This window comes from Paenibacillus sp. SEL1, from assembly GCF_054602535.1.
On the sequence record NZ_CM137723.1, the window covers coordinates 5,291,762 to 5,314,795 of the forward strand.

Annotated in this window: 16 protein-coding genes; all 16 read right to left on the minus strand. The window is 47.0% G+C overall.

Features of this window, described 5'->3' with window-relative positions:
• Window positions 1-219: 219 nt before the first annotated feature.
• Window positions 220-2,682: a DNA gyrase subunit A gene (gene gyrA / locus ACYCSE_RS24235; protein ID WP_452567020.1), complete on the minus strand. Its 2,463-nt coding sequence runs from the start codon at window positions 2,680-2,682 to the stop codon at window positions 220-222.
• A 22-nt stretch (window positions 2,683-2,704) separates the two neighbouring features.
• Window positions 2,705-4,684 carry a DNA topoisomerase IV subunit B gene (gene parE / locus ACYCSE_RS24240; protein WP_028540692.1) on the minus strand — a complete coding sequence of 660 codons (1,980 nt, stop codon included), beginning with the start codon at window positions 4,682-4,684 and terminating at the stop codon, window positions 2,705-2,707.
• A gap of 98 nt (window positions 4,685-4,782) precedes the next feature.
• Window positions 4,783-5,772 (minus strand): ABC transporter permease, encoded by a 990-nt coding sequence (locus ACYCSE_RS24245; protein ID WP_235309635.1) that lies wholly within the window; start codon window positions 5,770-5,772, stop codon window positions 4,783-4,785.
• Complete coding sequence (locus ACYCSE_RS24250) at window positions 5,765-6,841, minus strand: ABC transporter ATP-binding protein (protein WP_459700346.1); 1,077 nt, start codon at window positions 6,839-6,841, stop codon at window positions 5,765-5,767. The genes ACYCSE_RS24245 and ACYCSE_RS24250 overlap by 8 nt, the downstream gene beginning before the upstream one ends.
• Entirely contained in the window at window positions 6,838-7,788 is a 951-nt protein-coding gene (locus ACYCSE_RS24255) for a GDSL-type esterase/lipase family protein (RefSeq protein ID WP_459700348.1), read from the minus strand. Before ACYCSE_RS24255 ends, ACYCSE_RS24250 begins: the two co-directional genes overlap by 4 nt.
• Before the next feature lie 175 nt (window positions 7,789-7,963).
• Window positions 7,964-8,644, minus strand: a complete 681-nt coding sequence (locus ACYCSE_RS24260; RefSeq protein WP_459700350.1) for a TIGR00266 family protein — start codon at window positions 8,642-8,644, stop codon at window positions 7,964-7,966.
• A 227-nt stretch (window positions 8,645-8,871) separates the two neighbouring features.
• Window positions 8,872-9,612, minus strand: coding sequence for a CAP domain-containing protein (locus tag ACYCSE_RS24265; protein ID WP_459700352.1), 741 nt, complete (start codon window positions 9,610-9,612; stop codon window positions 8,872-8,874).
• Between the two features lie 208 nt (window positions 9,613-9,820).
• Window positions 9,821-10,282 (minus strand): GNAT family N-acetyltransferase, encoded by a 462-nt coding sequence (locus ACYCSE_RS24270; RefSeq protein ID WP_061831569.1) that lies wholly within the window; start codon window positions 10,280-10,282, stop codon window positions 9,821-9,823.
• A complete protein-coding gene (gene purT, locus ACYCSE_RS24275; RefSeq protein ID WP_459700355.1) occupies window positions 10,275-11,459 on the minus strand; it encodes a formate-dependent phosphoribosylglycinamide formyltransferase in 1,185 nt (394 codons plus the stop codon). The genes ACYCSE_RS24270 and purT overlap by 8 nt, the downstream gene beginning before the upstream one ends.
• Before the next feature lie 129 nt (window positions 11,460-11,588).
• A complete protein-coding gene (locus ACYCSE_RS24280) occupies window positions 11,589-13,427 on the minus strand; it encodes an ABC transporter ATP-binding protein (RefSeq protein ID WP_061831567.1) in 1,839 nt (612 codons plus the stop codon).
• Window positions 13,424-15,199, minus strand: a complete 1,776-nt coding sequence (locus tag ACYCSE_RS24285) for an ABC transporter ATP-binding protein (protein ID WP_061831566.1) — start codon at window positions 15,197-15,199, stop codon at window positions 13,424-13,426. The genes ACYCSE_RS24280 and ACYCSE_RS24285 overlap by 4 nt, the downstream gene beginning before the upstream one ends.
• 263 nt (window positions 15,200-15,462) lie before the next feature.
• Window positions 15,463-19,125 carry a dynamin family protein gene (locus ACYCSE_RS24290; protein WP_459700358.1) on the minus strand — a complete coding sequence of 1,221 codons (3,663 nt, stop codon included), beginning with the start codon at window positions 19,123-19,125 and terminating at the stop codon, window positions 15,463-15,465.
• Window positions 19,126-19,608: 483 nt separating this feature from the next.
• A complete protein-coding gene (locus tag ACYCSE_RS24295; protein ID WP_013310628.1) occupies window positions 19,609-19,881 on the minus strand; it encodes a hypothetical protein in 273 nt (90 codons plus the stop codon).
• Between the two features lie 57 nt (window positions 19,882-19,938).
• Window positions 19,939-20,613 carry an endonuclease III gene (gene nth / locus ACYCSE_RS24300; protein WP_023989081.1) on the minus strand — a complete coding sequence of 225 codons (675 nt, stop codon included), beginning with the start codon at window positions 20,611-20,613 and terminating at the stop codon, window positions 19,939-19,941.
• A 213-nt stretch (window positions 20,614-20,826) separates the two neighbouring features.
• Window positions 20,827-21,477 (minus strand): GerMN domain-containing protein, encoded by a 651-nt coding sequence (locus ACYCSE_RS24305; protein WP_459700361.1) that lies wholly within the window; start codon window positions 21,475-21,477, stop codon window positions 20,827-20,829.
• A gap of 45 nt (window positions 21,478-21,522) precedes the next feature.
• Window positions 21,523-23,022: an N-acetylmuramoyl-L-alanine amidase gene (locus ACYCSE_RS24310; RefSeq protein WP_446674724.1), complete on the minus strand. Its 1,500-nt coding sequence runs from the start codon at window positions 23,020-23,022 to the stop codon at window positions 21,523-21,525.
• Window positions 23,023-23,034: the final 12 nt, after the last annotated feature.

Here is a 23,034-nt window from a genome sequence, read left to right on the forward strand (position 1 = left end):
GCCACCGTCCGGATTGTATTTCATCACATTAAATTTTCGCCATTCAGCCCCGGTTTCCTGCCGTTTTTGGAGCACGAAATGAAAAGGGGAAGGAAGTCTCACCTCGGTTTTGAAGGCTGGTCAGAGTTCGACACCATGACGGCAAAAAGGTCCTCATTCGTGCCGGAATGGCACGAGAGGACCTCTCTTTTTCGAGCTAATAAGCGCTTGACTTTCCTATTATTCTATGGACTGAGAAGCTTGCGGCTCACTACGCAGCAGCACATTCACAATTTCGTCCTTCTTCTCCACTGGAGCCAGCAGCTTGCCCGTATCCTTTCGGTCGGTCAAAGGAGCCTTTTCCGAAAGGAAGGACATCGTTTCTCCTTCTGCTGTGATTGCAAATAATTGAACAGCTTCACGGCAATAGAAGGCAGCCACGATTCGAGTTCCATTCGAACGTACTCGTTTGCCTTCCTTGAACTCAAAGGTGGTGATACCTTTGCCGCCTCTTCCCTGTGTAGGATAATCCAGCAGAAGCGTACGCTTACCATAACCGGACTCGGTCAGCACCAACACTTCTCCTTCATCCTCTTCTACCCATAACGCCGCGATAATTTCATCGCCTTCTGCTAGCTGTATACCTTTGACACCAGCCGAGACGCGACCCATCGCATTAACCTCTTGCTCCTTGAAGCGTATACTCATACCCGCGCGGGTAATCAGCATAATATCCCGGGTACCCTCGCTTAACGTTACCGATAATACCTCATCGTCCCCTGCTACTTTGCAGGCGGCTACGGCACTAGAACGTTTTGTAGCATATTCTTTTAATTCTGTACGCTTTACTTGGCCCTTCTTTGTTACAAATACTAGACTTTTGCCGATTTCCTCGATGTTTTTAAGCGGAATAACACTTACGATACGATCTTCCTTCGATAACGGAATGACGTTGACAATGGGTGTGCCCGGCTCTTTCCACTTATACTCTGGCACCTGATGTACAGGCAGTAAAAAATATTGTCCGCGCTGGGTGAAGACGAGCAATACATCCAGCGTATTCACATCAAGCAATTGGGTAACGTAATCCCCTTCTTTAACACCAGAACTTGAACGTTCCCCGCCTGAACGAGTGAATGACAACATACTTGTACGTTTCACATAGCCATCTTTCGAGAGTGTCAGCAGTACATCCTCTGCTCCCACCATGACTTCCAGGTTCACCTTAATCTCTTCTACCTCGCCCTGGATATCTGAACGACGGTCAATGCCGTACTTTTCGCGAATTTCCAAAAGTTCCTTGCGAATCAGGCTGATCAGCTTGCGATCACTTTCCAGAATAGAACGATATTGCGCGATTTTTTTCTGGATATCACCCAGTTCTTTTTCAAGCGTTGTGATTTCCAGATTGGTGAGACGGTACAACTGCAAGGTCAAAATAGAATCTGCCTGCCGTTCGCTAAAACCAAACATCCATTGCAAATTATTTTGTGCATCCTGACGATTTTTGGAAGCTTTAATGGCTGCGATGACCTCATCCAGAATGTTCAGTGCTTTGACCAAACCTTCCAGCACATGGGCACGATCCTCTGCCTTTTCCAGTTCATACTGGATACGGTGAGTGACAACTTCGCGTTGATGGGCGATATACGCTTCCAAAATGGATTTCAACCCAAGCTGATGTGGCGCTTTGTTCACAATGGCTACCATGTTGAAGTTATATGCCACCTGTAGGTCGGTTTTTTTCAGCAAATAAGCTAAAATCCCTTCCGCATCAGCTTCCTTCTTCAGCTCCACAACGATGCGCAAACCATTTCGTCCACTTTCGTCACGAACCTCGGCAATCCCTTCCACCTTTTTCTCCAGACGGATATTTTCCATGGCGGTTACGAGCCTTGATTTGACGATCTGGTATGGGATTTCGGTAATGACCAGCTGCTGCTTGCCTCCGCGCAAAGACTGAATTTCCGTTTTGGAACGAATATAAATGCGTCCTTTTCCCGTGCGATAAGCGTCCTTGATGCCTTCGCCACCCATAATGAGTCCGCCCGTCGGGAAATCAGGACCTTTAATAAAGGTCATAATCTCTTCCAGCTCAATCTCAGGCTTTTCCATCACCGCAATGCTGGCATCAATAACTTCGCGTAAACTATGTGTAGGAATCTCTGTTGCAAATCCCGCAGAGATTCCACTGGAACCGTTCACCAACAAATTTGGATAACGAGACGGCAACACAACAGGCTCTTTGGCCGAGTTATCAAAATTGTCCTTGAACAAAACCGTACGCTTTTCAATATCGCGCAGCATTTCCATTGCGATCGGAGACAAGCGAGCCTCCGTATAACGCATAGCTGCCGCCGGATCATCATCCTGGGAGCCCCAGTTACCGTGACCATCCACCAGCACGTGACTCATTTTCCAAGGCTGCGCCATCCGTACCATGCCATCGTAAATCGACGAGTCACCGTGGGGGTGGTAATTACCCATAACGTCCCCAACGGTTTTGGCTGATTTACGATATGCTTTATCCGGCGTATTGCCCGAATCGTACATTGCATACAGAATACGACGTTGTACGGGTTTTAATCCGTCCCGTACATCGGGTATCGCCCGATCCTGAATAATATATTTGGAATATCGGCCAAAGCGGTCACCGACCACTTCCTCCAGAAAAGCTGGCAAAAACTGCTCCGATAAGCTCATGTATACACCTCTTTTGATAGCACTACTCTACGTATTCCGTGAAATCTACGTTTTCCACGATCCAGCGCTTGCGCGGATCCACCTTATCACCCATCAAAGTGGACACCCTGCGTTCAGCCTTGGCTGCATCCTCTATCTGAACGCGTAACAAGGTGCGTGAATCGGGATTCATCGTTGTTTCCCATAACTGATCAGGGTTCATTTCCCCAAGTCCTTTATAGCGCTGAAGCTCAAAATTTCGTCCAAATTCTTTTAGATAATTATCAAGCTGCTCGTCAGTCCAAGCATAACGCACCGTTTCGAGCTTACCCGACTTTCGAGTTATTTTATACAATGGCGGTTGAGCAATAAATATGCGTCCTGCATCAATAAGCTCTTTCATGTACCGATAAAAGAACGTCAACAACAGCACTTGAATGTGTGCACCGTCTGTATCTGCATCGGTCATAATGATGATTTTGGAATAATTGCTGTCTTCCAGCGAAAACTCTGTTCCTACCCCCGCACCAATAGCTGCTGTAATAGCACGGTACTCATCATTCTTCATAATATCCGCCAGTTTGGATTTTTCCGGATTCATCGGCTTGCCCTTTAGCGGCAATATGGCCTGAATTTTGGAATCCCGTCCCTGCTTGGCTGATCCTCCAGCCGAATCGCCTTCCACAATAAACAACTCATTACGTGTAAAATCCTTGGACTGCGCAGGCGACAGTTTACCATTCAAATTGGAACTTTCACTGCGCTTTTTGCCGGAACGCATCTCATCCCGAGCTTTACGTGCAGCTTCACGCGCTCTGGATGCTTGAACTGCCTTCTTGATCAAAGTTTGTGCTATCTGCGGATTTTCTTCCAAAAAACGCTGCATCTGCTCAGATACGATGGCATCCACTGTACTCCGTGCCGAAGCACTACCCAGCTGATCCTTTGTCTGGCCGACAAATTCAACTTCAGCCATTTTGACACTGATTACAGCCATCATGCCCTCACGTAGATCGTTGCCCTCCAAGTTTTTATCCTTTTCTTTCAACATCACCGTTTTGCGCGCATAGTCGTTCATGACACGAGTGTAAGCGGTTTTGAATCCCGTTTCATGCGTACCCCCGCCACGTGTCGGAATGGAGTTAACGAACGAAGCAATCGTCTCTGTATAACCCGCATTGTACTGGATGGCAATCTCTACTTCAATGTCTTCTTTCTCGGCATTAAAGTGAATAACGTCATGTAGCACATCCTTGCCCTCATTCAGAAAAGCAACAAACTGACTTGCGCCACCCTCATAAAAATACTCATCTGACTTTCCGCTGCGTTCGTCTTTAAGTTGAATACGAAGGCCCGAATTTAGAAAAGCAATTTCCTGAAGACGCTCAGCCAACGTATCGTAGTTAAAATGAATGCCTGCCTGAAAAACACGAATATCCGGTTTAAATGTAATTTTCGAGCCCGTCTTGTTAGTATTGCCCAGCACTTCAAGGCCTGTGGTCGGTTCCCCGACATGCTCCACGCCCTTCTTGTCCTGCCAATATTCAAACCGCTGACGGTGAATCTTGCCGTCCCGGTAAATTTCCACTTCAAGCCATTCCGAAAGAGCGTTCGTTACAGACGCACCTACACCGTGCAGACCCCCGGACTTTTTATATCCCGAACCGCCAAACTTACCTCCGGCGTGCAAAATGGTGAATACAACCTGAGGCGTAGGAATTCCCGTTTTGTGCATTCCTGTAGGAATACCGCGCCCGTTGTCTGATACTGTAACGGAACCGTCCTTATGCATTGTAATGTCAATGCGAGAGCAAAACTTGGCGAGATGTTCATCCACCGCGTTGTCTACAATTTCCCATACCAAATGATGCAGTCCCGAAGAACTGGTGCTCCCGATGTACATGCCCGGCCGTTTGCGAACTGCCACAAGCCCTTCGAGCACTTGAATGTCGTCCGCGCCATATTCTGAAGCTCCGCTTTGTGTGCCGGATACTCCCGCAGACAAGTCGATTTTGTCGACCATTCATGCTCCCCCTTTGTCTAATCGTAACCGTGTTTTGCCTTATTCTTGATGATTTTCACCAAAAATGCAAACAGATGTTTTCTTTTACCTTGTCCATTTTAATTCAATATATCCCGTTTCGTAAAGACGGCGAATGAAACAATCAATGCCGCAGCCCCCCAAATGCACAGTACAGCTAAAGAAAAGGGTAAGGTCATTCCCTCAATCGGGGCGGGGCTTCCAGATAAATAATCGGTTAATTCGAGGTTAACCATAAATAAATATTTAGCACTCTGCCAAGATGAAGCCATGTTTGTCAAAATAGTGCCCGAAATAAGCGCAGCCATCATGACCACGATACTTGCCGCCGTACTTCGTACCAGGACAGATACCATAAAGGCTAACGAAGCTACCACAAGACTGACAAACCAGATCAATCCGGCTTGCAGCATCAGATAATGCCATTGTGGAATCGCATGTACAGCAGACAAATCCACCGTCGATCCAACAATTTGAAATCCGGTAAATACCGGAACATTAAAACCGCGAAAACCAAAAAACAAGCCTGATATGAGATAGCTAATTATAAATACAGCCAAAATGATGAGCGAGACAAACATATACAATGTCAACAGCTTGCTCAGCAGTATTTTCCACCGCCTGACTGGGCGAGTCAGCAACATTTTTATCGTGCCTGTCGTCCGTTCTCCAGAAACCAAGTCGGAGGCAATGGCCATAATCAACAGCGGAACGAACAGATTTATGGAATTATCCATAAACTCTCTGGTAAAGGTGACGCCACTCGGCTCATTAGGATTCACATCATTCTCCAAATAATATTGCATCTGCTGCACAAAGACCCGACGATAGGTCTTCCATTCCTCGGGAACCCGGTCACTTCCCAGCGAGTTTTGATTATCGGTAATCGCCTGACGCAGTTCAAGCCGCCAATCATTGCCGAATTTTTCGCGATTGTTTTCTGCCACTTTCATCTGAGCGTACGTAAAAATCGGCACAAGCACAAGTAAAACAAGTAAAATGACATAAAATCGTTTCTTCTTGATAATTTTGAGCGTTTCATTTTGTACGAGCGGTAAAATGTTATTCAAGTATCTCACCTTCCGTCATTTTCAGGAATAGCTGCTCCAGTGTAGGGTTGATTTTGGTTACACCTTTAACGGAAATACCGGAAGCCGTCATTTGTGTCACCAGCTCCGCAATATGCTCTTCATCCATTTCTGTAAAAATTGCATCGGCTCCGCTGCCTGCAACAATGCTGTCATCAATTAATTCATCGGCATTCGTAATCATTTGCACATGCGGAGAATTTTGCAATATGGCAAGACCCCGATCACGAGGCTCCAGTTGCCACACGGCCATGTGCGAGTGCGTCTCAACCAGTTCCCGTACTCCACCTACAGCTAGCACCTTTCCCCGACTTATAATTGCCACCCGGTCACATAGCAGCTGGATTTCGCTGAGCAAATGGCTGGAAACAAATACTGCCATGCCTTCTGCCGCTAGCAAACGGATAAAAGCTCTCATTTCCTTGATCCCCTTGGGGTCTAACCCGTTCGTCGGTTCATCCAAAATGAGTAATTTCGGTCTACCTAGCAAGGCTTGGGCTATACCAAGGCGCTGGCGCATTCCGAGAGAATACGTACTTACTTTATCATGGATACGGCGATCGAGCCGAACCAGCTCAACGACTTCGCGGATACGCTGCTCGTCTACACCAGGCTGCATACGGGCAAAATGTTCTAAATTCTCCCACCCTGTCAGGTAGCTGTACACCTCTGGATTTTCCACAATAGACCCAATATGCCGTAAAGCCTGCTCAGGGTCACGATTTACATTATGACCACAGACGGTAATCGTCCCTTCCGTAGGCTTAATTAAATCGACCAGCATACGAATAGTCGTCGTTTTTCCAGCCCCATTAGGACCAAGAAATCCGAAAATTTCACCCGCACGAACGTCGAATGTGACATCATGAATGATCATTTTGCGTTTGATACGTTTCTTAACGTGCTGAACAGAGAGAATTGTTTCGGTATTGCTTCTGTCTCTGCCTCCGCTGCCAATCTGATTGGCGGAATGGAAACTGGACAAAGCATCCCTTGATGTCGAATTTTCGGTACTTCCAGCCCCGGTCTTGTCAGCAGATTGGATGCTCATTGCTTGTTTCCTCCCTTTTTCACTTCAGCGGGTTGGCTACTTGTAGACTGTTGTTCATTATCCACTTTATCGGCATCCTTCGTATTTGCAACTGCAAACCCTTGCGCGATACGTTCAGCGATTGCCTGATAGCCCTGTCCGTTTGGATGAAAATGATCGGATGATAAATAGACGGGCAAATTTTGCTGGAATAAATCGAAAGTTGGAACCAGAGTCATATTGCTGTTTTGGTTGGTAATTGCCATGGCAGCCAGATTCCATTCTGTTACTACAAGATTACCGGGAATTTTCATTTCCTGCAGATCACTGAATGGATTATATAATCCGACATAGATAATTTTAGCATTCGGATTGATTTTCCCTACCTTTGTCAGCACTTTTTGCAGACGTTTGGCGGCATCAGGCACAGCTTTACGCAAACCACTGAGTGTAGGCGGCTCTTTGCCGGTTTGGGCAGCCTGAGCCCCCTGAAATAAATCATTTCCGCCAATCGAGACAATAATGACGTTAGCCTTTTTCAACACATAAGAAACACCAGGCTCATCCAGCTTGGTCAATAGTCCTTGAGTCGTCAGTCCATTAATCCCCAGATTATTTATGAGCTGAGCCTTATGGCCTTCCTGATTATTTAACAAGCTCACCGACCGACGCACAAAACCACTTCCGGAGTCATCCCCCGTGCCTTTGGCTAGCGAATCTCCAATGGCAGCTACCCGAAACTCTCCCGTCTGATTAGTAGCGGATGGCGCAGTTTGTGTCTGCGATGAACCGGAATGTACAGGTTGAGTGCTAACCATTGGCTCTGGAGCCGTGATACTTTGTACTGCTGTAATAAATCCGTACAATAATAGCAATGTGGCGGCAATGGAAACGGAACCGACAGACCGCCAAATCCATTTTGATGAATTCACTCGTGTTCCCTCCTGATAGCTTAGTGAAATAAACATAAAGCTTCTCATATCATTTTGCAAATAAACTGTTCGGAATAAAAGCCCAATACATGCTTAGAGTCACATATAATTTCCCATGAACATGCAAAAAAAGGATGGCAAATGACCATCCTTATATTATACTTTCTTCTGCGAACGGTTTATCCTCTCATCTCTAATCAGACGAATCAAACTATTTGCTATCAGGGATAAAACTTTTGATCCATTGTCCAAAACTGCCCGGATTTCGACTTTGGATCAGTACCGTTCCTTCACCGCGAAAGCGACATACAAGTGCTTCTCCACTCGTTACGCTGGACAACCAGCCTTTAGATGCTTTTTCAATTTTATAATCCATATAATCCGGCCATGCTACCAGATGAGCATTATCAATAATACGCTCTTCTCCTGGCGCAATATAAATGGGATGAATGGCCCCATAAGAGGACAGGAATACCGTACCTCGACCACTGATTTCTACGATAAAAAAACCTTCACCGGAGAATAAACCTTTCATCAGGTTTTGCATTTTGGTGCTAACCTCAATGCCTTCTGTGCAAGCCAGAAAACCGTCCTTTTGGACGAACAGCCTATACGTGCCATCCAGTTCCACCGCTTGTACATCACCTATACTAGCAGGGGCTAACAACACCTCAGCCGGTCCCCGGGCTGCCCTCAGTTCTTGAAAAAAGAATTTTTCTCCGCTCAGCATTCTGCCTAAACCACGTAACAGTCCACCGTCTACCGTCCCCTTTATATCTACACTGGAAGACATGGAAACCATCGCTCCCATTTCTGCTTTAATCATTTCCCCGGGTCTCAACTGAATCTTGAGCATAGCAAAGGCACCTTCATGCACGATTTCGTAGCTCATTTGTTCACCTGGCTTTCCATAAGTAGTCTGATATCTATTCAACTTGCTGCTATCATACTATAAATACGTCCCTTAAGTCTTTTCTGGTATAAAGCAGTGGTTATGCCACTGGAGGATTAAGAGACACCAAAAGACCCGCTGAACGTGTCAGCGGGTCTCTAGATTAACGTCACGTCACTATCTTTTCGTAGCAGCGACATAACGTTGGGAACGTATTTACTATCATCTTAGTTACGTGTGAACTCTTGTACCCAATACCCATTGTAGTAAGCCACACCGATTTGTGTAAACTCTGCCTTCAAAATATTCTCACGATGTCCCTGACTGTTCATCCAGGCTTTCATCACTTCTTGTGGTGTTTGTTGTCCCATAGCAATATTCTCACCCGCATACGTATAAGTTACACCGAATTTTTTCATCATATCAAATGGTGAACCATAGGTCGGTGATGTATGGGAAAAGTAATTGTTCGTACTCATATCCTTCGCCTTGACTAAGGCTACTTCTGTAAGCTTCGCATTCGATGCGAGGGGCTTAAGACCTTTTTGGCTGCGCTCGTTATTTACAAGCTTTACAACCTCAGCTGCAAATTGGGACTTGCTGAGTTGTGCATCCGTACCTGTAGACTGACCCGCGCCTGAGTTTGTGTTTTGTTTTTGAGTCTGTTGCTTGGTACCAGACTGCGAAGCCTTTTGGCCACCCTGTTTGGTTGTTGTTTGTTTGCCGGATGAAGAATTTGCTGTTTTGTTTTTAGCCTTGTCCTTTTCAGAAACATCCTTAATTACGGTCTTTGTTATCGTAGTCGTCCCGTTGGACATATTGACGGTATATCCGTTATTTTGAAACCATTGTTGCAGTTGGGCAGTCAAATCGTCAGCTGGTGAAGCTGATGCCGGAACGATGAATCCTGCGGATAAAATGGCGCTAAGACTTCCCATCACCAGTGTTTTTTTCAACATATTCTTCATTTCGTCATCTCCTTGTTGTATAAATGCCTTGGTGTGAACGCGTCTGGTTACAACTTTGTAATCTTTACTCTAGCAGTATATCATGTTTTATAGCAGGATCAATGGTATAAAAGTTGGAAAAAAAATAGCCCCGCTCGGAATTGACCCATGCGGAACTAAGTTAAAAGTAGTGAGGCTTTAAGTATTAGATTGTCTTGTTATAGGCTGATTATCTAAGCTTTTTGCTGAAACGGTAGCCTTGCTTTTCAAAGCCGATTCGGTTGTAGAAAGCTCGGGCCTCTACTTGTTTGATGCGGTTATTCGCTCCGGTAATGAATAAATGATAGCATCCTTGCGCACGTCCCCACTCCTCACCACAAGCCACCAGGCGCTTGCCAATGCCCTCGCCGCGATACTCCCCGCTCACGACCAGCATGGTGATTTGTACGGCAGGATCAGGATAAGCCAAGCTTTGAGCCGTATGCATGCCGATTACTCCGACAACACGACCATCCATTTCTGCAACCATCATATTCGCTTGACTGTCCTCCCGCGCTGTTCCCATAACTTCTTTCATTACACCACAAGTCATCGGGTATCCGACTTCTCTTAGTAGTCCAGTTACGGCTTCGCAATCGCCAAGCTCTACGGAACGAATTGTCAGTACTGGAATCATCACATTGTTAGACATGATTTACCTCCACTTTCAGCATATTAGCAGCTTCTTTGGCCGTCTTCCGTGCTGTTTCCACATCTTCTGCAGCGCTAAGCGCTACAGCCATCCGGCGTCCCGGCTTGGTTTCAGGCTTCCCGAACACTCGCACCTGTGTCCGGGGTAGCAATAATGCATCATGCAGACCGCTTATTACAAAATCCCGCGTAGTCACTTCTGCCTTCAAAGTAGCTGAAGCTCCTGGTGTAAGCAGCGTGACGGATGGCAGCGGGAATCCGAGAATGGCCCGCACGTGAAGCGCAAATTCCGACAAATCCTGCGTAATCATGGTCACCATTCCTGTATCATGCGGACGAGGGGATACTTCACTGAATATGACGCCATCAGCTGTTAAAAATAGCTCTACGCCAAACAATCCGTAACCACCCAGTTCATCCGTTATCCTACGGGCAATGTCTTCCGCTTCCGAAAGCTGCTTGTCCGTCATGCCATGAGGCTGCCAGGATTCGACATAATCCCCATCTTTCTGAATGTGGCCAATCGGTGGGCAAAAAGTCGTACCCAAAACCGATCTGACGGTCAATAAGGTAATTTCGCTCTCAAACGGGACAAAAGCTTCAACAATGACACGTGTTGTTTTGGCACGCGCGCCTTCCAGCGCCGTATTCCAGCAGGATTCTGCATCTTCGATTGCCCGGCATACAGACTGCCCTTTACCCGACGAACTCATCAAGGGCTTGACCACGCATGGCGTGCCCAGCTCATGAACCGCCGACCGCAACTGCTCAAAGTTATCTGCAAAACGATAGGCAGCAGTCGGAAGCTCTAATTTCTCGGCAGCCAGCCTGCGGATACCTTCCCGGTCCATCGTAAGACGGGCGGCACGGGCCGTTGGTACTACGTGAAATCCTTCTTGCTCTAATTCTTCCAAAGCACCCGTAGCAATAGCTTCGATTTCAGGTACAATTATGTCGGGCTTTTCCTTACGAATTAGTGCCTTCAACGCCTCAGCATCCTGCATATCCAGACAGTGAGAGCGATGGGCCACCTGCATTGCTGGAGCCAGTTCATAGCGATCTACAGCAATACATTCCACGCCAAGCCGCTGAGCTTCAATAATGACTTCTTTTCCCAATTCGCCGCTACCCAGCAGCAGCATCTTCTTAGCCTTGGCAGAAAAAGGAGCACCCCACATCTTGAACTCTTCCCCCTCTGACGAAATTGCTCTGATCTCTTTTCATCTTTATTTTCAGGGTTTAGCTCCAAGAATGCAATAGTGCTCGGCATTAAAATTTACAAAAAACGCGATTTTTTGATCTTTTTTTTACAAAAATCTGAACTGTGCTTCCACCAGCCCCCGATATATTCCATGTTTTTTCATCAATTGTTCATGATTACCACTTTCTTGGATTTCCCCATGATCCAGTACAACGATATGATCAGCATTACGGATGGTGGACAAACGGTGAGCGACCATAAAAGAAGTTCTGCCTTCTAGTAAAACCTGAAGAGCCTCCTGAATTTTCAACTCCGTTTCTGTATCAATACTAGCTGTGGCCTCATCTAGGATAAGAATTCGCGGATTAGCCAGCAAGGCACGAGCAAAGGATAAGAGCTGTCGCTGGCCCATGGACAGCATTCCCCCCCGCTCCTCTACCTCTGTTTCATAGCCAGCTGGCAAGTGAACAATGAATTCATGAGCATTGACCGCCTTCGCAGCCGCTTCAATTTCCTCATCCGTTGCATCCAAACGGCCAAATCGAATATTATCACGGATCGTCCCCGAAAAAATAAATGTATCCTGAAGTACGATGCTAATCTGGCTTCGCAAGCTCTCCACCGTGACATCACGCACATCATGACCGTCAATCGTAAGCCGCCCTGACGTAATGTCATAAAAACGGCTTAGCAGATTAATAATTGTACTTTTACCTGATCCGGTATGACCCACAAGCGCTATAGATTGACCCGCCTCGACAGAAAGATTAATACCTTTAAGCGCCTGACGTCCCTTTTCATACTCAAAAATGACCTTTTCAAATTGGATGTCTCCCCGAATGGGCGGCAAGGCTATTGCTCCCGGTTTGTTTGCAATATTCGGCTGTTCATCCATAAACTCAAAAATTCGTTCTGACGAAGCCATCGCAACCAGTAACTGATTATACATTTGGCCCAGCCGATTAATCGGCTCCCAAAAGTTCCCAACATAGTTGGCAAACGCAACCAGTAGTCCCACCGTAAGTTGGTCTGTCTGAATTAAATGCGCTCCAAACCAGAACAGCACAAGCGTACCAAATCCTCCGGTAATATCAATAAGTGGGCCAAAGACCTGATTCATGGCAGAAGCCTTATCCCACGACTTTTTGCTAGAGCTGTTCATGTCGTCGAAATAAGCCATGTTTTCCTGCTCCTGCGTATATGCTTGTGTCACACGAATCCCCTGAATAGACTCATTCAAATGAGAGTTGATACGCGAGTTCTTCATACGCACTTCTTGCCAAGCGCGGCGGATACGTACGCGCAGCTTGGTCGAGATCAAAAACATGATCGGAACAGTGACAATTACCGCTAAACCGAGCTTCCAGTTAATAAGCAGCAAAATGACAATAATTCCGATAAGCTGTACGCAGTCAATCAGGACATTCACTGCACCGTTCGTAAATAGATCCTGTAGCGAGTTAATGTCATTCGTCACGCGCACTAATACAGAACCTGCCGGTCTCTTATCAAAAAAGTTAAAAGATAGCTTTTGAATATGCTTGAACAAATCTTCACGCAAATCGTAAATAACCCGTTGACCGATAATATTGGTGAATTTAATGCGGTACGTGCTGGCTGCCCATTGAATTAAATATAACAAGAGCACGGCACCCGTGATGAGCAACAGCAACTTTACGCTGGGCAGTGCAGGCCATGCGGGAGCAATTGCTTTATCAATGGCCAGACTGATCAAATAAGGAACAGTCAGTTTGGTAATGGTGCCGAGAATCATCATGACCAGAAGGATCGGCAAAATCTGACGGGCATAAGGCTTCATGTATGCCAACAAACGTTTGAATTCTGACCAGTTAAACGGTTTGTCAATGACATCATCATCTTGATAGACAAAGCGCTCATTCGTTGGTTTTTTTAACGGTTTGACTTTTTCTGCGGGTATATTCATGGTCTCACCTGCCCTTCGGATACACCGTCTGGAGCCTGAGCTATGTAATCGGCGTATTGAATATGATACACATCCTGATATGGACCTGGAGTAGCAATGAGCTGTTCATGTGTTCCACGCTGAACGATTCGTCCTTCCTCAAGCACCACAATTTCATTAGCATGACGAAGCGAAGAGATTCGATGAGCGATTATGAATGTTGTTCGACCACGCATAACCTCTTGAAAACCGGTCTGTATTTCATGCTCTGTTTCCATATCGACCGCACTGGTAGCATCATCCAGAACCAGAATCTTCGGATTTTTGAGTAGTGCGCGCGCGATGGCGATCCGTTGTTTCTGTCCTCCGGACAGTCCCAATCCACGTTCTCCGACGACAGTGTCATATCCCAGCGGTAGTTCAGTTATGAATTCATGCGCCTGAGCCAGTTTGGAAACGCGTATGATGTCATCCATACTGACATGGCTTAAACCATATGAAATATTGTTGCGTATAGAGGACGAAAACAAAAACGTCTCCTGAAACACGGAAGAAATTTGAGCACGCAAATCGCGAATCTTTAAGTGACGTATATCCTTGCCATCCAACTTGATACTTCCTGCATTCACATTATAAGCGCGCATGAGTAATTGAATAATGGTAGACTTCCCTGACCCCGTTCCTCCTAAAATTCCAATGACTGATCCTGGCGGTGCGTCTAAATTGATGTCAACAACAGCAGGAAGCTTATTTCCGTAAGCAAAGGTAACATGTTCAAACGTAACATGTCCTTCCACCTGATCAGCATTGAGTGTAAGTGCTCCAGCTTCATCGGTTACATCTATGGACTGATTTAGCAGTTCCAAGACCCTTTCACCAGAAGCTTTGGACTGCGTATAGTTATTGATATGAAAGCCAATGCTCCAGATGGGGCCGATAATATACCAAATTAAGCTAAAGAAAGCGACGAGCTGCCCCAAGGTCATTGACTTCTGAATAACCAGATACCCCCCCATGCCCAACAGAAGGACCACACTGACAGAAGCAATCAGTTCCATAGCGGGGAAAAACCGACTCCATAAGGAAGCAGCCTGAATTTGATTACTCTTGTATTGTTCATTACGTACTGAAAATTTCTCAACTTCATAGGATTCGCGGGCAAAAGATTTGACGGTTCGCACACCTGTTATATTTTCTTGGACCGCTGTCGTCAAGGCGCTAAGGGCAATCCGCATTTCCTGAAAGGTGGGATGAATCCGGGATTCAAACTTAAATGTGACGAAGAGCAGCAATGGCATGCTGATCATCGTAATGAGGGTGAGCTGCCAGTTAATATACAGCATCATCATAGAGCCGAATACGACCATCAGTAGCACATTGAGGAGTTGGGCAAAACCAAACCCAATAAAGTTACGAATTGCCTCCAAATCACCAGTCAGTCGGGACATGAGATCACCCGTTTTGGCAGTGTCATAATATCTGAAGGACAGAAATTGCAGCTTTTCGTAACAAGCATTGCGGAGTCGGTACGCCAGATAGTTACCTAGCCGTCCACCAAAAAAACCATGTAAAAATTGCATGAACCCTTTGATGATGACTACTCCCAGCACAGTCAGAGCCAGCGCCGGGACTTTCCCGAAGTCACCTGGAATGATAGCGTTATCAATGAGCCTTTGGAGCAGGTTCGGATACACCAGTCCCAGAGCCGTAGCTATCGCAAGGCATAAAATAGAAAGAAACAGATAGTGTCTCCTCTCGCGAAAAAAAACTTGCAGTTGCCTGAGCACTTCCATGTCAATGTCCCTCCATTAGTTGCACGACGTTGTTATATGGCTTAGTGAAGTTTACCATTCGCGTTCCAAGGCGGCAAAGAGGATAACGAGCCGTATTCAGGCAGGTTATCAATTGGTGGGTGATTAGACAAATTAAATCGCTTTCTTATTATTGAATATGGCTATTTACTCAGTATTGCTTTCTTTTTGGAGCATGCATAAAACACCGGGTTGTCCCACAACCCGGTGTCCTGAACTTAAATAAATGGTGTACTTATTTATCTTTACTCCAAAGCCGCAATCTTGCCAGCAAGCTCTTCCCAAACCTGTGGCTGCTCACCGCCCATAAGCGCATGCTCCATGCCACGAGTCGTCTCCAGCATTTGCTCTCGAAGCTGAGCTTTCTGCCACATTTGCTCCTCCTGCATCAGCGTAACGTAAAAAGAAGACATTCGTTCTCGTTGCTGATCCACAGCTTCCCCGATTCGCTCGCGTAATATCGGCTCCAGTTTGGTTTGTAGATTCGCTCGACCAGTTCCTTCAAAGAATAGCTTTGGATTTTTAAAGCTATTCCAATAATCCTTCCAATGAATGGACTCCTGCAGGGAAATTTCATTCAGCTCGGGAACAGCCCATTTTCTGGATTCAGGAATTGTGCAATCTAGTCCTGGCAACTGATGGTTCATGTGTTCTACGCATTGTTGTATAGCCTTGTGCACCAAAATTTGTCCCGTTTTTTCTAGCCGAAGTGTGGTTGCCAGTAATTCCTGAGACAGCTCCAGTTCGATTAAACGCATCAGTTCACGACCACAAGATGCAAAAGCCGAACGAAGATCACCTACTCCTTCACGCAGAACAGATGGATGAAACGCCTCTGCCATAAATTCTCCAGTCCGATAGGACAGCCTTTGACGTACATGATACAGCAGTTCATCGGTTTCGCCCGATAACACAGATGCACCGTTGCTGTCAGTCAGGTCTAGGAGCGTATGCTCCAATTCCCCACGGATGCGAGTTAATCGCTCGAATCGGATCTCACGTTCTTCCACGCTATACCGGGCATCGGCTGCATGTTGCTCTATGCGGTTCCGCAGCCGGCTCAGTTCCTGCATAGCAGAAGCAATGGACAGACCTGCCAGCTCTTCGGCTGCAAATGCCGAGAAATCATCTTCAAATGCATCAAAACGTGAAGCTGAACGCAATGAAGCCTCTCCCTGTTCGGCAGCTTCCAACGCCAGCATACTGGAAAGCGGATAAATGCGTGGCTTTCGGATTCCATTCGCCTGTAGTTGTTCCTGTACATGCCGGGTAACAGAATGAAGTTCTTCTTCAGAAGAAGCTAGATCTGATGCATTCACAATAAAAAACGTCTGATCGAGCGCCAAGGTCTCTTTAACTCGACCTAGTTGGTTCAGGAACTGTCGGTCGCCTTGCGTAAACGCATGGTTATAATAGGTGACAAATACAAGAGCGTCCGCATGCTTCATATAGTTGAAGGTCACGCCTGTGTGCCGTGCATTCACAGAATCCGCTCCAGGCGTATCCACTAGCACGATGCCCTGACGGGTCAGAGCGCAATCATAATAAAGGTCGATATGCTCCACAAAGCATGATTTGTGCTCAGACGCAACAAAATCCCGATACTGCTCTAAATCCACCTGAAGCTGTTGTCCCAGCAAGCTTTCAGCTTCTTCCCATCCCGCTGCGGCAGCCTTCAAAAAACTATAATGAGGCCTACCCGCAGGATGGATGCCTTCCGGAGATAAAGCATGAACGGCTTCTTGCCAGCCCGCTGCCGCTGGTTCCCCCAATCCTAATAGCCGAAATGAGTATTTAAGATCTTCCCGCAACGCGTCCACTGATTTCATATGGACGTCAGCCGTGGCATGGCGCTCAGCACTTGCAGGCGCCATTATGCGGTTAATCGCCGCTGTCGTCGGATGCGGCGATACGGGCAACACAGCTTCACCCAGCAAAGCGTTGGCGAAGCTAGATTTCCCAGCGCTGAACGCTCCGAACAGCGCCAGCGTAAACTGCCCACCCTCCAGCGCAGCGGCGCGGGCATGTAAATCCCGTACCGCCGTTTGCATGGCAGGGTATGGGCTTACCAGGGCAGCGGCGGCCTTCAATCGGGCCGCTACTGCATCCAGCCGCGTGCGGCGGCCTCCGGCGGCAGGCTGTGCTGCCGCCGTTCCTGCTAGCGGCTGCGCCGATGCGTTCCGCGAGCCAGCGATACCAGGACGCGCAACGCCCGTTGGCGCCGCAGCTGGCGAGGCAGCAGCGGAGATATCGGACGCAGGTGCAGGCGCGTCCGCACGGGGCAACCCGCTTGGCGCGGAAGCCTGAGGCAGCAAGCTGCGCAGCAGGCTGGCGTGCGAAGCCGAAGCTTGCACGCGGGTGCTGTAGCGGCTCGCCGCCTCCGCCTGCGCCAGCAGCGCAGTGCGCGCATCCGCGAGAGCCGCGCGGCGGGCTTCGGCTCGCACTGCAAGCTGGGCCAGCAGGCGGTCTACTAGCGTAAGCGCCTTGCGGCGGCAATCGGCGGTCACAGCAGCACGTAGATCCTTGCAATAGTTCAACGTATACTCCGGCGACAACGCATTTTCCTTCACCGTCTGCTCTACCAGTTTTCGATCCGTTACAGGGCGGATGTCATCCAGCTCCTGCTCCATCGCAGCGGACCACAAACCCTGACCGTCACCCCAAGACCTCAGTAGCTCCCGCACATGAGGAAGCAATTGTCCCTCCACCTGATCAGTCAGCATTCCTGTCAGCCGTTCCAAACGGCTTTCCTTTTCTCGCTCAGTCTTTCCTCCTGCAAACCATAGTCCTGTTTTGAAGCCCGGCTTGCGGCTCTCTAAGTATTCGCTTGCCGCTTCACGTAGCTCCGCTGGCGTCAAATGTGCGTGTTCCAGTAGATGATCCAGCTCTTGACGCAGTCGTTTACGCTCCTGCTCCGGAAGCATCTTCCAGTGTTCATCTTCTTGCTGCAAGGTTTTCTGCTCTATATCCAGGCGCAAAATGGCTTCTTCTCCACCTGCTTCTTTTAGCAGTGTGTTCAGTTCCTCTTCTTCAGCTGCCTGCACAGTCTCCACATGTTGCTCTACCAAATGGTGCATAGAGGACACTAAACTGTATGCCAAAAGCTCTGTTTTTCGCTCCAGCAATTTCGGGATCAGGTGCGTCAACTGTTTCCACTGGTTCCATGGATGATTCTGCTCCTTCAAGGAAGTAAAGAGGATATCCGTATAATGAACCTGCCAGGCATGAAAGCTAGTCTCCACCTCATTACGATAACGTGTAAATGAAAGCTCACGCTCCCGGTGTTTATCGATTTGATTGATAATCAAATATAACGGCTTGCCCCAATCCGACAAACTTTTGGCAAAGGACAAATTATTTTCAGATTGGACATGGTTGTAATCCATCACATAAAAAACAATATCTGCCCAATGTAAAGCAGAATGTGTCGCCAGCGCATGTCCGTGGTCTGTGGAATCTACGCCTGGTGTATCCAGCAACACTCCTCCGCTAGATAATATGGGAACATCCTCCCACACTTGAACCGATTCATAGGCTCCACCATTTTTACAATACTCAGCAAGCTCGGACAGGGAGGCCTCCACGATTTCCGGCTCTGGATTTTCCGCTGATTTGACTGGATGAATGAGCGCTCTCGGATGCCCATAACGGATGGACACTACATTAGCGCTCGTAGGCACTGGTCCAGATGGCAGCACGGTTTTACCACATAGGCTGTTAATCAAGCTCGATTTACCCGCTGAAAAATGTCCACAAAAGGCAATGGTCAGCTCCTGCACATATGCTTTTTCCAGCAGATCACCTGTCGCCTTCGCTCCCGCTTCGTCCCCGGCTTTACGCAATGTATTCTGTATCTGTTCTATCGTATCCAACCACTTTCCCGCATCTCCTGTAATCGTTTGCATCATAAGCTACGGTTCCACTCCTTATCACTTGTCTGCATCAAATAGCTATATTGTAGCATTCCTAAGCCGTTGTGAGAATCATCACATCAAAAAAACTAAACAGCGCTCCCCGCCAGTACCTGGCTTTAGGGAACGCTGTTTTTGTACATGATAATAATAAGTTCATTTTATTCTGTCCAAAACGGATCATTAGGAATAAGTATTTTGGCAACCGAATGCATTTCATCAAAGCCCACTTAAAGGACAACGACGAAGCAAGATATGTATACAACGGGTGAGCCTACTCATCACGTACATTCACCTTTTGGAACACGGGGAACGCGATACCATAATTCAGGGTGCAAAATGTATGCACACTTCATTGGAATAGGCCCTAGCCATATCAGGATGGTCTGCAAGGTTCATGTATAATGCGCCTTCGGGCTGGATAAACCAGCCGAGCCGCCTACACCGGAACATGCAACGCATGTCGTCCGCTAATTGAACTTAATTGGCTGCAGTCTCAAGCACTGGCAGCAAAATTTCAAATACTTGACCATGCTGTAAAATCGTAATCCCACGGGATTTGTCCTTCATTACGACCACTTCTGGCTTTTGTGACATACGCTCCAGATAATGCTCAGGTACATCACCGGAATGACTAACCGTGATTCCCTCAAGCTCGCGCTCTTCGTTTTCAGCAAATTCTGTTGTTACAATTTGCTCAAAAATATCAGAGAACGCTTCAAAATTGTCTGTATATACCGAAATGCACTTCATACTCTTCATCCTTTTCTACACATAAATGGTTAAACCCTTTGTTACCTCTGTGGGTCTTTAAGCTCTACGTTCCTTATCTTTTCTGATAAGAGACGTTTTCATACGTTTCTTGCCTTCCCTGCACACATCAAGCAACGGACATACCTGACATTGAGGATTTTGAGCTTTGCAATGGTAGCGTCCGAAAAAAATAAGCCTGTGGTGGGTCAAAGACCATTCATCCCTAGGTACCCTCTTCATCAGCTTTTTTTCCACCTCAAGCACTGAATCATCCCACCCTGCAAAACCGAGCCGTTTGGAAATACGCTCTACATGCGTATCTACCGCAATAGCTGGTACATTAAAAGCAGTAGATACTACGACGTTAGCCGTCTTGCGGCCGACACCGGGTAGCTTAACCAGTTGATCGTGCTCTGAAGGTATCTCTCCCCCGTACTGGTCTATTAAAATACGACAGAGGTTATGAATATGCTTGGCCTTGTTTCGGTACAAGCCGATTCTGCGAATATCCTGCTCCAGTTCCTCAAGAGGAACAGCCAAATAATCCTCAGGTGACTTGTATTTTTGAAACAGGTCTGCCGTTACTTTATTGACCATCTGATCGGAGCATTGAGCAGACAATAACACGGCGATCGTTAATTCAAAAGCATTGTCATGGTTCAACTCACAATGGGCATCCGGAAACATTGTACCGATGGTGTCCAATATATGACGTGCGGTTGCTGCATTCACGGAAATCCTACCTCCTACCAAAAAAAACGTCTTGATACGGGATAGCCCGCATCAAGACGGTCACTCTAAATAATCATCCGGAAAGAAACGAATACTATTTGTGCATGACTGCCTGCATAGGCGAGAAATACACTCCTATATTATCATTATCTGTCACAGATTGCACGTGAAAAGTGTGTAAATCCCCAAGAAATTTTCATACCGTCTGATCGGTTAGCGACTCATCGGATGATCCAAATCTACATGTCCCATTAAGGACTCCAGAGATTGCCCATCTACGAGCAAATCCAGCGTTTTGACTTCCTTGAATTGGAACATCGTTTTCTTCAAGGCATCGATAGCCAATTCCTCGCCGCCAGCTCCCAATCGAGCCTCGTCCGGCAGGGAAATATCAAAAGTCAATGCACCGTTATCCAATTTGATCTTATGCACGGAAATTTTCTCGGACCACAACGGGATTAGAGCAGAATCCCCACTCTTTTGCAGAGCTTCAAACGTTTTTTGCAATTTTTCCAGCTCGCTTGGATAGGTAATTTCCTTTTTCTGTTCTTTCAAGCCGTTCTCTTGTGTATCCGTATAGTACACCGTAATCTGCTGTGTTTGTCGATCTCCTGAATTTTCCGTGTCCGTCTTGGTCTTTGTAGGCTCTGTTGACGGAGATGCAGGTGTTTGACTCGCCCCGTTATTCTCAGCAGACTGAGCCGATGGATCAGGGGTCGTCTGTTCAGGTGTACTATTTTGTGCATTAGAAGTTTGTGTTTCCTGAGATGGAGTCGCAGGAGCCGATGTTTGCTTAGAGGCACACCCTGCACCTGCAATGGCGAACAATGCCAGCAGGCCTGCAATTACGATTTTCTTGTTCATATGTCCCCCTCCTTGCTTGACGTTGACAAGCGATTTGTTGAAGATTTATTTTACGTCGAGATACTCTGTGATTCCATCTGCAATCCCTTGAGCTACCCGATTTTGGAAATCTTCATCAAACAGTGTGGCTTCCTCTTTTGCATTACTCAGATATCCTACTTCAAGCAATACGGCTGGCATAGTCGTTTCCCGAATTACATGGAAATTGCCATAACGAATGCCTCGGTCTGTCAGACCCGTCGCAGGAGCAAAGTACTTATGCATAACGTTAGCGAACGCTTTGCTTGCACTACGCTGGTAGTACGTCTCTGTACCGTTGGAAGCTGAGCTACCGCTGCTGTTAGCATGAATGGACACGAACACGTTAGCATTAAGGTTTTCAGCTACTTTTACGCGCTGTTTAAGCTCCAAGAATGTATCATCACTGCGTGTCAGCACAACCTCAAGATTGGGGTTCTGCTTTAATATGCTTTCTACTTTCAGAGCCATAGCCAGGTTGAAGGTCTTTTCATAATTTTTTCTCGACACACCAACTGCACCTGAATCTTTTGCTCCATGACCAGCATCAATAACAACGACTTTTTTACCATTGCTGTTAGTTGGTGATGTCTGCGTGTCATCCGGCTGTGAGCCATCTGGTAACGTTGCGTCTGGCGTGGTATTCACTGAATCCTTGGAAGCCAGATCGACGATAACACGATTCGTTCCATCATTATATGCGGTATAATTCATGGCATGTTTCAAATCAATAACAACGCGCACCGTTGAAGGTTCCTTTTGGAACAAAGCATACCGGATACCGGACACATCCGCTTCATTCTCAATGTCCAGCGAACCATTTAAGTTGCTATCCAGCTTTTGCTGGTCTCCAAAATTGTCAGCAAACGCAGTCGCCGGCAAATCCACCACTACCCGATCAGGGCCTGTCATCGTAAACGCTTTCGGCTTGACGGCACTGGCTGTGGTGATGGTTAAACGGTTTTGGCTGAAACTGACTCCCTGCACCTGTGTAACACCTGAGTTCGCATTATTCGTTGGTGCAGTTACACTTCCAGTACCTGTACTGTTATTTCCAGACTTGGGAGGTGTAAATTCCCCGTTTCCAGACCCGCTACTGCGGGTATATAATTTTACGGACTTGGAGCTGCTGTCCCATTTTACGTCCAGTCCCATTTGCTCGCCGATAAAACGAAGCGGTACAAGGGCATAATTGGAACGCAGCAGAGGCGAAGCATCCAGACTAATGTCGCTTCCATTGACAGTCGCCGTCTTACTTCCGATTATCATTCGGATCGAGGTACTGTCCTTCTCAATCGTTATGGTTCGCGCCTGCTGCTTCCATGTCACGTCATATCCCAAATTTTCAGAAATTACGCGTAGCGGAACCATTGTACTTCCGCCAATTACTTGTGCCTTAGCACCACTAGGGACACTTAACTGTTGATCGTCGAGATAGATTTGTGTTCCACTCGAAGCCGCATGTCCATAACCCGGAACCGCCCACATGAAGACAAATAATAACAACAAAAAACCAAATTTCTTCATTCGTCACCCTTC

Bases quoted from the DNA above. Each gene is read 5' to 3' on its own strand.
- gyrA (WP_452567020.1), bottom strand. From the start codon at position 2,682: ATGAGCTTATCGGAGCAGTTTTTGCCAGCTTTTCTGGAGGAAGTGGTC.
- parE (WP_028540692.1), bottom strand. From the start codon at position 4,684: ATGGTCGACAAAATCGACTTGTCTGCGGGAGTATCCGGCACACAAAGC.
- ACYCSE_RS24250 (WP_459700346.1), bottom strand. From the start codon at position 6,841: ATGAGCATCCAATCTGCTGACAAGACCGGGGCTGGAAGTACCGAAAAT.
- ACYCSE_RS24255 (WP_459700348.1), bottom strand. From the start codon at position 7,788: ATGTTTATTTCACTAAGCTATCAGGAGGGAACACGAGTGAATTCATCA.
- ACYCSE_RS24260 (WP_459700350.1), bottom strand. From the start codon at position 8,644: ATGAGCTACGAAATCGTGCATGAAGGTGCCTTTGCTATGCTCAAGATT.
- ACYCSE_RS24265 (WP_459700352.1), bottom strand. From the start codon at position 9,612: ATGAAGAATATGTTGAAAAAAACACTGGTGATGGGAAGTCTTAGCGCC.
- ACYCSE_RS24270 (WP_061831569.1), bottom strand. From the start codon at position 10,282: ATGTCTAACAATGTGATGATTCCAGTACTGACAATTCGTTCCGTAGAG.
- purT (WP_459700355.1), bottom strand. From the start codon at position 11,459: ATGTGGGGTGCTCCTTTTTCTGCCAAGGCTAAGAAGATGCTGCTGCTG.
- ACYCSE_RS24280 (WP_061831567.1), bottom strand. From the start codon at position 13,427: ATGAATATACCCGCAGAAAAAGTCAAACCGTTAAAAAAACCAACGAAT.
- ACYCSE_RS24285 (WP_061831566.1), bottom strand. From the start codon at position 15,199: ATGGAAGTGCTCAGGCAACTGCAAGTTTTTTTTCGCGAGAGGAGACAC.
- ACYCSE_RS24290 (WP_459700358.1), bottom strand. From the start codon at position 19,125: ATGATGCAAACGATTACAGGAGATGCGGGAAAGTGGTTGGATACGATA.
- ACYCSE_RS24295 (WP_013310628.1), bottom strand. From the start codon at position 19,881: ATGAAGTGCATTTCGGTATATACAGACAATTTTGAAGCGTTCTCTGAT.
- ACYCSE_RS24305 (WP_459700361.1), bottom strand. From the start codon at position 21,477: ATGAACAAGAAAATCGTAATTGCAGGCCTGCTGGCATTGTTCGCCATT.
- ACYCSE_RS24310 (WP_446674724.1), bottom strand. From the start codon at position 23,022: ATGAAGAAATTTGGTTTTTTGTTGTTATTATTTGTCTTCATGTGGGCG.